General features: G+C 56.5%; 12 protein-coding genes. 7 read left to right on the top strand and 5 right to left on the bottom strand.

Annotated elements, in window-relative coordinates; all coding sequences use genetic code 11:
* Positions 1 to 186: 186 nt before the first annotated feature.
* The 3 genes from E1H13_RS22455 to E1H13_RS22445 all read right to left on the bottom strand — a co-directional run bounded on the left by E1H13_RS22455 (position 187) and on the right by E1H13_RS22445 (position 2,618).
* Positions 187 to 1,851, bottom strand: a complete 1,665-nt coding sequence (locus tag E1H13_RS22455) for a glycoside hydrolase family 3 N-terminal domain-containing protein (RefSeq protein ID WP_347404209.1) — start codon at positions 1,849 to 1,851, stop codon at positions 187 to 189.
* Positions 1,848 to 2,300, bottom strand: a complete 453-nt coding sequence (gene rbfA / locus E1H13_RS22450; RefSeq protein WP_169616892.1) for a 30S ribosome-binding factor RbfA — start codon at positions 2,298 to 2,300, stop codon at positions 1,848 to 1,850. Before rbfA ends, E1H13_RS22455 begins: the two co-directional genes overlap by 4 nt.
* Before the next feature lie 114 nt (positions 2,301 to 2,414).
* Positions 2,415 to 2,618: a DUF751 family protein gene (locus E1H13_RS22445; protein ID WP_169616890.1), complete on the bottom strand. Its 204-nt coding sequence runs from the start codon at positions 2,616 to 2,618 to the stop codon at positions 2,415 to 2,417.
* A gap of 193 nt (positions 2,619 to 2,811) precedes the next feature.
* Between E1H13_RS22445 and E1H13_RS22440 the strand changes: the two genes are divergently transcribed.
* The 4 genes from E1H13_RS22440 (at position 2,812) to E1H13_RS22425 (ending at position 6,066) form a co-directional block, all read left to right on the top strand.
* Positions 2,812 to 3,645 carry a DNA adenine methylase gene (locus E1H13_RS22440; protein ID WP_347404208.1) on the top strand — a complete coding sequence of 278 codons (834 nt, stop codon included), beginning with the start codon at positions 2,812 to 2,814 and terminating at the stop codon, positions 3,643 to 3,645.
* A gap of 40 nt (positions 3,646 to 3,685) precedes the next feature.
* Positions 3,686 to 4,444: an EcsC family protein gene (locus E1H13_RS27485; RefSeq protein ID WP_347404207.1), complete on the top strand. Its 759-nt coding sequence runs from the start codon at positions 3,686 to 3,688 to the stop codon at positions 4,442 to 4,444.
* 128 nt (positions 4,445 to 4,572) lie between these two features.
* A complete protein-coding gene (locus E1H13_RS22430; RefSeq protein ID WP_169616886.1) occupies positions 4,573 to 5,019 on the top strand; it encodes a YbjN domain-containing protein in 447 nt (148 codons plus the stop codon).
* Between the two features lie 234 nt (positions 5,020 to 5,253).
* Positions 5,254 to 6,066, top strand: coding sequence for a peptidoglycan recognition family protein (locus E1H13_RS22425; protein ID WP_206070863.1), 813 nt, complete (start codon positions 5,254 to 5,256; stop codon positions 6,064 to 6,066).
* Positions 6,067 to 6,069: 3 nt separating this feature from the next.
* On the opposite strand, the gene E1H13_RS22420 is transcribed toward E1H13_RS22425, so the two are convergent.
* Both E1H13_RS22420 and pheS read right to left on the bottom strand, forming a co-directional pair.
* Positions 6,070 to 6,774, bottom strand: coding sequence for a hypothetical protein (locus E1H13_RS22420; protein ID WP_169616883.1), 705 nt, complete (start codon positions 6,772 to 6,774; stop codon positions 6,070 to 6,072).
* Positions 6,775 to 7,032: 258 nt separating this feature from the next.
* Positions 7,033 to 8,034, bottom strand: a complete 1,002-nt coding sequence (gene pheS / locus E1H13_RS22415) for a phenylalanine--tRNA ligase subunit alpha (protein WP_169616881.1) — start codon at positions 8,032 to 8,034, stop codon at positions 7,033 to 7,035.
* A gap of 73 nt (positions 8,035 to 8,107) precedes the next feature.
* On the opposite strand from pheS, the gene surE reads away from it, so the two are divergent.
* From surE to E1H13_RS22400, 3 genes are all read left to right on the top strand, one after another.
* Entirely contained in the window at positions 8,108 to 8,941 is an 834-nt protein-coding gene (gene surE / locus E1H13_RS22410; RefSeq protein WP_169616879.1) for a 5'/3'-nucleotidase SurE, read from the top strand.
* A gap of 415 nt (positions 8,942 to 9,356) precedes the next feature.
* The gene (locus E1H13_RS22405; protein WP_169616877.1) at positions 9,357 to 10,247 is read left to right on the top strand and encodes an MBL fold metallo-hydrolase; all 891 of its coding nucleotides are present in this window, start codon (positions 9,357 to 9,359) and stop codon (positions 10,245 to 10,247) included.
* Between the two features lie 53 nt (positions 10,248 to 10,300).
* Positions 10,301 to 11,374 carry a bifunctional riboflavin kinase/FAD synthetase gene (locus E1H13_RS22400; RefSeq protein WP_169616875.1) on the top strand — a complete coding sequence of 358 codons (1,074 nt, stop codon included), beginning with the start codon at positions 10,301 to 10,303 and terminating at the stop codon, positions 11,372 to 11,374.
* Positions 11,375 to 11,393: the final 19 nt, after the last annotated feature.

The raw sequence follows: 11,393 nt of genomic DNA, 5'->3' as shown, positions 1-11,393 counted from the left end.
TCAACTTCCCGGTGAGTATTTACACTCGGCTGGGGCCAGAATCTGAGGAACCTCCTTAGAAATGAGCGAACCGGGAGCGTAACGTCTCCGAAGGAAAAATTTTTCGCTTTTCGCTTTTCGTTCTTTAAATTACATCGGGGCGGACCGGGGTATCCGCCCTGGGGATAGGCAAGACGTAGACATCGCCTAATCGGTAAAGCCGCTATCGCTGAGAGCAACCTCTCCGCTGTTAGCAAACAGGGCCTTGAGCAGCAAAGACTGGGCCAGGGGCATTTGTCCGTAGGAAAACCCATAGGGAATGTCTTCCCCTAGCTGGGCGCGACAGTGCTCGAGGACGTAGGGACTGCCATAGATGACCACACCCTGTAACAGCTTGGCCTGGTGGAGGGCTTGCAGCCAGGCGGTTGCCAGGTCAGTGATGGTGACTGAGCCACGAAAAGGGTTGCCCCGAATGAACAACTGCACCAGGCTGGGGGCTAGGGTCTGGGTCTGGGGCCAGCGTTGGCACCCCTGGTGATCGAGTAGTTGTAGCTGATAGTTAAAGGCCTGGGGTAGAGTAATGGCCGCCGCTGTGCGACTGAGGAAGCGGCAGTGAACCACATCGTCAACGATCACCAGGTTGTGGCCAGGCTGCTGGCCTGGGCAGGGGGGCACCGTACCTGCCACAGTCATGGAGGCTTGCAATATATCCCGTACCAACTGTCGGGTTTTGGGCTGGGCCAGGGCGTCCAGCTGGACTGGCGGGGGGGGCACATGTTCCCAGGCGTGACAGGATTCGGGGGGCAGGGTGAGCCGACCGGCAACCCGCTGCTTGGCTCGCCAGATGCGCTCTAGGGAGGCGGCAATGCGATCGCGACTAATCCGACCAATGGTCACCGCTTCAGTCACCGCCTGAATCACCCCTTCTGGGTCAGCGGGCATCAGCAACACATCGGCCCCAGCTTCCACCGCCAGCACCGCCGCTTCATAGGGGCCATAGGCTTGAGTAATGGCCCCCATCACCAGGGCGTCGGTGACAACCAGCCCCTCAAACCCCAACTGCTGCCGCAACAGTCCCGTGAGGGTAGAGGCTGACAGGGTAGCCGGGTGGCGCTGATCCAGGGCCGGAATGCTGAGGTGGGCGGTCATCACCGCATCCACCCCGGTGGCAATGGCCTCGGCAAAGGGCACAAGTTCTAACCTGTGCAGTCGGTCCAGATCGTGCTCCAGCTGTGGCAGGGCTAAGTGGGAATCGATGGTGGTATCGCCGTGGCCAGGGAAATGTTTAGCGGTGGTCAGGATCCCATGGCCCTGGGCTCCCTGAATAAAAGCTCGAGCCAGGGTGGCCACCTGCTCAGGGCTTTGGCCAAAGGCCCGGACATTAATCACCGGATTTTGGGGATTGTTGTTGACATCCACCACTGGAGCCAGAATCCAGTTCAGACCAATGGCCAGGGCTTCTTCCGCTGTGGCTGCCCCCAGGGCCATGGCATAGTGCTGGGCCAGGTCGGGATTAGTGGCGGCGATCGCCCCCAGGGACAAAGGCGGCGGAAACCACGTCGCCCCACTAAATCGCTGCCCCACCCCTTCTTCAATATCGGCGGCCATCAGTAACGGCACAGCCGCCTGGGTCTGGAGTTGCTGGATTTTCAGCCCGACTTCAGCGGCACTGCCCCCCAAAAAAATAATGCCACCCACCCCCAGATCCTGCACATAGTGGGCCAGGGTAGCGGCATTGGCCTCCCAGGCTGGGTAGCCAATTTCGTGGTCAAATAGGTGACCAGAGGTACGCACCACCACCATCTGCGCCACCTGGCGGGCCAGCTCCAGGTGTTCAGGACTGGGGAATGGCGTCGCACTCACCCCGGTCACACCAGATCATCCTCCGCTAAGGGCATCGCCTCAGCGTCATCCGCAACAGTGCCCTCAGAGCCATCTGCAGGCAGCCCATGGGCGGCTTTGGCCTGCCGCTCCTGGCTCAGTTGGTTAATCAGCGACAGCACCCGGGTGCCCCGCTCCACCCCCAGGTCTTCTTTGAATAAAATTTCGGGAGTGCGACGCAGGCGTAACCGCTGGCCCAGTTCACTGCGCACAAAGCCCGTGGCGGCCTTCAGCCCTGCCATGGTTTCGGCCCGGGCCTCATCGCTGCCGTAAATGCTGACAAAGACTTTGGCATGTTGCAAATCCCCTGATACCGCCACATCAGTGATGCTAACCATCCCGGCTCCGACCCGGTCATCTTTAATCCCAACCAGCAGCATCTGGCTAACTTCTCGTTTAATCAACGATGCCACCCGTTCGACTCGGCGACTGTTGGCCATGATCCTTGCTCCTATGGTGTACGTTTTGTGATGATCTAAACCAAATTCAAGTCCAGACCTGGAGTTATGCCTAGGGAAATTCCAGATTCTCAGCTGGACTTGGTTTAGAGGACTCTAGACAGCCCCTAGCCCTAGCATGGCCCGCAAGGTCAGGGTGAGACACACAAACCCGGCAATTACGGCCCCAATCAAAGCCACCGCTGTAGTCGGACGCTGCAGCAAGGGCACCAGGGGCTGCACGGCACTATACAAAATGCCGAGGGTGAAGGAAATAAAGTAACGGGGGTAACGGAGTACGTTATCGAAAAAATCTTTCATAGTGACAGACCGGCGCTTCTCAGATGCAGCAATGAAGCCAGGGCTAAGGTTTGGCCCAATGTCCATCCTAACTCACGCTGGGGTGCCTTTTGGGTGTCTCACTTGCCTGCACCTTTGCTATAGTGGGGGGCATTCCGTCCAGAGTACATTTGATCTTACTGCGTCTTTCTTAGTGCATCAGTCCAGTTGTGCAGTGGCAACCATCAGCAACCGGCCCCAGGCCCGGCCCTTTTTGAAATGGGCTGGCGGCAAGGGGCGGTTGCTGGCCCAGTACCAGCCCTATTTTCCAGCCACCATTGACACCTACTACGAGCCTTTCTTGGGAGGCGGGGCGGTTTTCTTTCATTTGGCCGGACAGGTCCACCAGGCCATCCTGGGGGATATCAATCCTGAGTTGGTGAATGTTTATCAGTGCGTGCGCGATCGCACCGCCGATTTAATCACTCGCTTGCAGCGCCACAAACAGCGCCATAGTCCTGACTATTACTATCAAGTCCGGCAGCAACACACCTTGGTCGACCCCGTAGAGCGGGCGGCCCGGCTAATTTATCTCAACAAAACTTGTTATAACGGCCTCTACCGGGAAAACTCCCAGGGGCATTTCAATGTGCCGGTGGGACGCTACAAAAGCCCTGCCATTTGTGACCCCAACTTGCTACAGCTGGCGGCCGCAGCCCTGCAACAGGCCGAGATCCAGCAATTTTCCTTTGAAGCGATTCTGCACTGGCCCCTGTCAAGCCGGGACCTGGTCTATTTTGATCCCCCCTATCACCCGATCAGCGACACCAGCAGCTTTACCAGCTACAACCGTTATGGGTTTACCGCCAGCGACCAGCAGCGACTAGCCCAGGTGTTTCGCCAGTTAGCTGACCGGGGGATTCCGGTGATGCTGTCTAACTCGGACTGCGAGTTTATTCGCCAGCTTTACCAGGGGTTTGCCATTCACCCGATCCAGGCTGCCCGAGCGATTAATTCCCGAGCCGGGCGGCGGGGCAAGATCAGTGAACTTTTGATAACCTCGTACTGACAGGGCCATCGCTCTGTTGCCCGACGTTTTGAGGTGCGCTGTGAGTGATGATCGGACAGATACCGCTAATCAGACTGATACAGCTACTGATCACTCCGCTGATGCGGCCTGGCGCGATCGCCTTCAGGCGGTCACCCAGGTGATGCAGGCTGTAGTAAATGTGTTTGATAACGGAGCGGCCTACCTGGCGAATGGGGTAGTGGCGACGGTACAGCCAGTGTTAGAACCTACCACGTCCATGGTAGGGCAAGTGATTAGCCCGATTGTGAACCTACCGTTTGTGCGCTATGCCACGGCCATTCCTGGCCTCAGGTGGTTGCTGGCGGCGGTGGGCCAGGTGAATGTGGCCGCCGTGCGATCGCAGGTGGATGATCTGCGTCGTCAATACCCGGCTGACGATCAGCGGGCCCTGGCCCGACGGGTGATGGCCGATACCACCCTAAAGGCCGCCGGGGTTGGGCTGGCCACCAACCTTGCTCCCCCCTTGGCCTTGATGTTGACCCTGGTGGACATTGGCGCTGTGGCGGCCCTGCAGGCCAATATGATCTATCGCATCGCTACCATCTATGGCTACTCTCCCGATGACAGCGATCGCCGCGGGGAAGTGCTCACCATTTGGCTGTTGTCCTCCAGCAGTTCAGGGCTGATTAAATCGGGGCTTAGCCTGACTGCGGCCCTGCCGTTGTTCGCGGCGATTGCTGGGGTGGCCGCCGACACCACAGTAATTTATAGCGTCGGCTACTTCGCTTGCCGTTACTACGAAACCAAAGCATCGACCCCCACAGAAGTCACCGTTTGAGATCACCGTTTTGGCCATGGTGGCCGAGAAAGTTCTGAAGTTGGACTGGTTGGGCCTGGGTTTTACCCAGGTGTAGTGAGAGAATGGAATTTCATTGTCCATCAGCCCCGTTCTCCTTTTAACTATCCATGGAGTTTAAGACCCCCGGCCAACAGGTCGTCTACCATCGCATCTTGCCCTGGATGCATGAGCTATTTGGTGACGCCCTGGTGGTATTTGAGGACGAGCCTCTATTTATTGTGAATTTGGGCTCAGCGGTGGCCTCTACCCGGGTGATTCCTTGGCATGCCGACGAAACGTTGATTACTACCCGCTCCTATGTGGTAACCGATATTACCCTCACCCCAGCACTGAGCTATTACCTGCTACGGGAAAATAATGGCATTTACTTTGGTCGTTTCGCCTACGATGCCGAAGATGACATTGTGTTTGAACACAGCCTGGTGGGGGAAACCTGCGATCGCCTAGAACTGAATCACTCTGTCACCACGGTGATTCGCATTGCCGATAGTTACGACGATGAAATTGTGGCCCGCTGGGGCGGTAAACGGGCTCTCGATCGCTGGGCCTCCTGAAGGCATCGTAATGGGGCATCTGAAATGCTGGCTAGAATAACCCAGATCGGCAGCCGTCAAATCAGCCAGTCGTTAAATGAGCCAGTCGTTGACTTGATGTTTCGCCCTTCTCTTTTGATTCTTTCGCAAGAATTCTGTGATCCCGCTGACAAGGGGCTGCTATTTTGAGCAATTCACGCTAAAAAGGAAAAAAGTTTACGTCTTGTTGCAAGACTTTGGGGAAACATGACCGTGATGCGTCACTGGATAGTTGGTCTGTTTGGGTTTGCATTGGTTGGTTTAATCGGACTTAGCCTCCGTCCTGCCCAAGCCTCGGTGCCGCTCCAGCCCATGGTGACCGTTTCTGGGCTACCCATTATTCATAGTGTGGGAGGACCAGGCTTGGCTGCGGTCAAAGCCCATGAGCCTAACCCCACTGATTTTAAGGTAGTGCCAGCAACCTACCTGGCTCAATCCCAATCCGTACCCCGGCAGGTGACGGCCCTAGCTGATCCCAGCAACTATGGCGATCGCTTTGCCACCGACATGAACGGCAATCCGCTGCATCACGAGTTTATTACGGTGCTGCATGAAACCGTCGGTAGTGCCCAGAGTGCGCTTAACCTGTTTCGCACTCACCATCCCCGGGACCAAGACCAAGTTAGCTATCACAGCCTAATTGGCCGAGATGGCACCATTTACTACATCGTACCTCCTGAAAAGCGGGCCTTTGGAGCCGGTAACTCGGTGTTCAGTGGTCCCAATGGGGTAGAAACAGCCCATACGAATCCCGCCTTCCCTCCCTCTGTTAATAACTTTGCTTACCACGTGTCCCTGGAAACCCCTGGGGACGGCTTCAACAACCGCCGCAGCCACAGTGGCTACACCCAGGCCCAGTACGACTCTCTGGCTTGGCTGATGGCTCAGACCACGATCCCCGACAGTCGCATGACCACCCACCAAGCCGTCGACCGCTCTGGCAGCCGTATGGATCCCCGCAGTTTTGACATGCAGCGATTCCTGACCCAACTGCACCGGTATCCCAATCGAGCCGGGCTGGCGGGTTAACGATTAATCAAAATAGACAATCATTTCATAAACCGTGATGTCCAGCTGACTGAAATGGTCATTGGTGCTGGCATAGAGTTCTTCGCCCATCACTGCTTCATAGGCGTTGGCATGGGTATCCATGGCTTCCAGAGAGGGGGACACCCGTAGCAACAACTGCCCATGGTATTGGTCCAGTTGGCTATTCTCTAGCACGATGGTGCCACCATAATCCCAGGCGAAACCATATAGTTGGAAGTTGCCCAGGGCCTCCTGCACGGCAGAGTAAGGCACATTCACCCCCAACCCTTCCGGGGTTCTCCAACCGGGGCCAAAGTCTTTGATCAGCAACGGTTGGGTTTGAGTGGTATCCCGCCACACCACAGAAAAATGCCAGTCAGGGCCTAGATCGACTACGGTACCGGGCTCGGTAAACCCCTCCCCCATAGGCACAGGAGCATCTTGCAGCCGGTCTTCGCCATAAAGGCTGACCAAGTCTGTTCGACTGGTGCTGGCGGTAACGGGTCCTACCCGTTCCCCTGGAATAACCACAGCGTCTAAGTCCTGGGGTGACGGCGCAGAGACATCAGGGGTCGTAGGCACGGTAGGGGCCGTGTCTTCAGCGGCCGGGGGGACGCTGTCATTCGGGCCGGTTTGGTACGGTATGCAGGCCGCTGTGGCCGCTGTGAGGAGAACGACCAACAGGGTGAGGGGTAGACGTTGGAACATGGTAGTAACCCAGGTAGATGTGGGGTTCAAACCCCCTATATTTAGGGTAAGCAATGGATCCCCGAATAGCAGTTAAGATTGTGCCATTTGTCTGGCCGGTTAAAGGCTTAGCATCGGCTGGCAGATAGATGACCCTCTTGACTGAGGGAGGCAAGGGTTAGGGAGAATTGGTTATGCTGTGGCATACTAGCCCTGCATTCCTGGCTACTGACTCCTCTTCAGAGAATTTGTGCTGCTTTGAGCGAATCCCCGCCCCCCTTAGAACTGGCGTAAAAACCTCAGATCGCTGTTGTAGAGTCGCCGGATATCGTCAATTTGGTGCTGCACCATGGCTAGGCGCTCAACACCCAGGCCTGCGGCAAACCCGCTATAAACCTCAGGGTCATAGCCCACCGCTTTCAGCACATTGGGGTCAATCATGCCGCAGCCCAAGATCTCTAGCCACTTGCCCTGCCACTGCACATCCACCTCGGCAGAGGGCTCTGTAAACGGGAAATAGCTGGGCCGAAACCGAACTGGAATATCGCCATACAGAGCTTCTAAAAACACTTTGATAGTGCCCCGCAGATCCGTAAAGGTGATATCGGTGTCGACAGCAAAAAATTCGATTTGGTGAAACACAGCGGCATGGGTCGCATCGACGGTATCTCGCCGATAACAGCGACCAATGGCCACCGTCCGCAGGGGCGGCTGATGATTTTGCATGTAGCGAATCTGGACGTTGGAGGTGTGGGTGCGCATCAGATCGCCGTTGGGCAGGTACAGCGTATCCTGCATATCCCGGGCCGGATGGTCAGGCAAAAAGTTAAGGGCCTCGAAGTTATAGTAGTCGGTTTCAATCTCTGGGCCGCTGGCGACGGTGTAGCCTAGACCCACAAAAATATCGACAATCCGGTCAATAATGCTATTGATCGGATGAATGCGCCCTTGGGGCCGAAAAATTCCCGGCATGGTCACATCCAGGGTCTCGGCCGCCAGCTGGGCCTCAATTTGGGCCGCTTCTAAGGCGCTCTTTGACTGCTCTAGTTGGTCCTGAATCAGCCCTTTAACCTCATTCGCTAGGGCGCCAATTCGGGGCCGCTCCGCAGCGGAAAGCTTGCCCATGCCCCCCAGTACCTTAGAGAGCTGGCCCTTTTTACCCAGATAGCTAATGCGCAATTGCTCAAGCTGATCGAGGGTGGTGGCCCCGGCGATCGCCGTTTGGGCCGCCTGCTTCATGGCCATCAAGTCAGTTTCTAAGCTAGGAGGTGCGGTGGTCATTCGGGATGTCGGGTGCAACGATTAAAGTCTAGTCTTCAAGCTTTATATAGTCTAGTGCGGCATGGGAACAGTCATGAACATTCTAGTCAGTAACGACGACGGCATTTTCGCCCAGGGGATGCGCACCCTGGCCACGGCCCTAGCGGCGGCAGAGCACCAGGTGACGGTGGTGTGCCCCGACCGGGAGCGATCTGCTACGGGCCATGGACTCACCATGCACAAACCAATTCGAGCCGAGATGGTCGAGGGGGTGTTTCCACCCACCGTCCAAGCCTGGAGTTGTTCGGGCACCCCCGCTGACTGTGTCAAACTGGCCCTCGGGGCTTTGGTGGATCAGCCCCCCGATGTGGTGATTTCAGGCATCAACCACGGCCCTAACCTGGGCACTGACGTGCTCTACTCGGGCACGGTGTCGGCTGCGATGGAAGGAGCGATGGAAGGGATCCCAGCGATCGCTGTCAGCTTAACCAGCTTTAGCCACCAGACGTTTACTCCCGCCGCCCACTTTATCTGCGATTTATTGGCCGATACCACCCTGTTTCCCATGGCCAAACCGATGCTGCTCAATGTCAACGTACCGCCCCTGGAAACAGCCGATATCAAAGGAGTAACCCTGACCCGCCAGGGCATTCGGCGCTATTTTGACCTGTTTGAAAAGCGGCTTGATCCCCGGGGCAAGACCTACTACTGGCTGGCCGGAGAAGCGATTGAGGAGGTGGAGGATCCGTTGGCTACCCAGCGTTGGCCAGAGGATGTCCGTCAAGCCTTAGCCGCCATTCCCACCGATGTCCAAGCGATCAACGATCGGTATATTTCGGTCACCCCATTGCAGTACAACCTAACCGCTGTCACCGATTTAGACAGTCTGGCGGCCTGGCATCCCCGCTCCGGAGTGTCATCGGTTTAAGCGCCACGACCACCAGGGATTGCCCCTCATCCCAACTCCTGCTGACTTACCTCCGATTCCAAGGCTGATTCCGTATATCCAGCGTCATCCCAGCCAAATAGCGTACCATCAGCAACTGGGAGGCCCTGGTTGGGCACCCTAGTACTAGTGGGCAGAAATAGGCCTACCTTTACTGAGGGGGCAGGTGAACGGTGCAAGGTGTACGGTGTAAGGAAAAGCCGTAAACCGCAACTCGCAACCCGCAACCCATAACCCGTAACCCTCAACCCAGTGAAAGGGGGGCTTACACCCTGATCATAATGGGCAAACTTCATTACTATGAAAGAATCCTAGGTGGCCAAATGCTTAGATCGAGTTACCTGGGTCCCCAGTCCCGCCGATCCTTGCCAATGTCCTTCCCGACCCGCTGACATTCATGGCCGCACCACATCATCAGCAATTTTTAGTTCGGTTTTGGGGCGTACGAGGCAGTATTGCCTGTCCAGGTCCGCACACCGTCCGCTATGGCGGCAACACCTCCTGCATTGAGATGTTGGTGGGGGGGCAACGGTTGGTCTTTGACGGCGGCACTGGCCTACGGGAACTGGGGATAACCTTAATGGCCGAGGCGCCGTTGGCCGCCAGCCTATTTTTTACCCATTCCCACTGGGATCATATCCAGGGATTTCCCTTTTTCGGGCCTGCCTTTGTGCCCGGCAACCGGTTTGACATCTACGGCGCGATCGCCCCCAATGGCTCTACCATCGAGCAACGCCTGAACGACCAGATGCTCCATCCCAACTTTCCTGTACCGCTACAAGTGATGGGGGCCGATCTCAAATTTTGCGACATTGAAATTGGTGAAACCGTTCACCTGAAAGACATTACCGTTGAGAATAGCCTGCTGAACCATCCTGGGGAGGCGGTGGGGTACCGAGTCACCTGGCAAGATCATGTGGCCGCTTACATTACCGATACCGAGCATTTCCCGAACCGTTTAGACCCCAATGTGGTTGCCCTCGCCCAAGATGCCGATGTGCTGATTTACGATTCTACCTACACCGATGCCGAGTATTACGATCCTAAATTCAGCAAAGTGGGTTGGGGCCATTCCACCTGGCAAGAAGCGGTGAAGGTGGCCCAAGCAGCCAATGTCAAAACCCTGGTAATTTTTCACCATGATCCCAGCCACGATGACGACTTTATGGATCAAATCGCTGTACAAGCCGCTGCAGCCTTTCCTAGCAGCATCGTGGCCAAAGAAGGGCTCACGATTGACTTAACCACCCACCCAACCCCCTCCCTAGCGGCCACGCCTGAGGGTTAGCTCTAGTGCACTTCCCTAGGCTGGATGGGTTGCCGTATGTAAAAATGTAAAGCGTGTGGATCACGTCTTCTCTGACAACAGCTATGACCCCAACGGCGATCGCCCTGGGGAACTTCGATGGTGTCCACCTGGGTCACCAAGCGGTGATTCGTCAGGTATTACCCGCCATGGCCGCCGATGGACTTGGGGCTTCTTCACCTCCCCCCGATCGACCGCTACAAGGATTTAGTCATCGCTGCCAAGATCGGGGCAATCGCCTCATGAGCATTGCTCGGCCATCCCAAACTTCGGCTACCCCTGTACCCACGGTGATGACCTTTTCGCCCCATCCCCAGGAATTTTTCTCGGGGCGATCGCGGCCTTTACTCACCCCCTTGACCGAGAAAGCCGCCCAAATTAGCCGCCTCGGCATTGGCCAGTTAGTGCTGATGCCCTTTAACCAGGAATTGGCTGATCTTTCCCCTGAAGCCTTTGTTGACATTCTGCTGGTTAAACAACTTCAAGTACGCCGGATCAGTGTGGGGCGAGACTTTTGTTTTGGCAAGCGGCGCCAGGGCACCGTTGATGACCTTAAAACTCTGGCGGCTCGCCATGGGGTCGAGGTCTGCATTGCCCCCATTACCTGCTTGGGTCGCGATCGCATTAGCAGTTCCCGCATCCGTCAAGCCCTAGACGCCTGCGATTTGTCTACCGTCGAGGCGCTGTTGGGGCGTCCCTATAGCTTGACTGGGCGGGTGGTCAAAGGGCAGCAATTGGGACGCAGGTTGGGGTTCCCCACCGCTAACCTGAGTGTGCCAGTCGACAAGTATTTACCCCGCCATGGGGTCTATAGCGTCTGGGTGCAAGGCAGCGCCCAAACCCCCTACACCCTTGTCCCGGGGGTGATGAACATTGGCAACCGACCGACAGTGGAGGGGCTGTCCACCACCGTTGAAGTCCACTTACTCAACTGGAGTGGCGACCTCTATGGCAAGACCCTTCAGGTTTATGTGCACCATGCCCTACGACCCGAACAAAAGTTCTCATCTCTCGACGAGCTAAAAGCTCAGATTCAACACGATTGCCGTACTGCTTTGGCCGTCCTGGCCAAGCCGCCGGTGGGCAATTGGCCAACAATCAGGGCATGATAAGCCTAAAGACGGCTAG

Source organism: Nodosilinea sp. P-1105 (assembly GCF_012911975.1).
GTDB lineage: Bacteria > Cyanobacteriota > Cyanobacteriia > Phormidesmidales > Phormidesmidaceae > Nodosilinea.
This window is presented reverse-complemented; position numbering and strand designations above follow the sequence as displayed.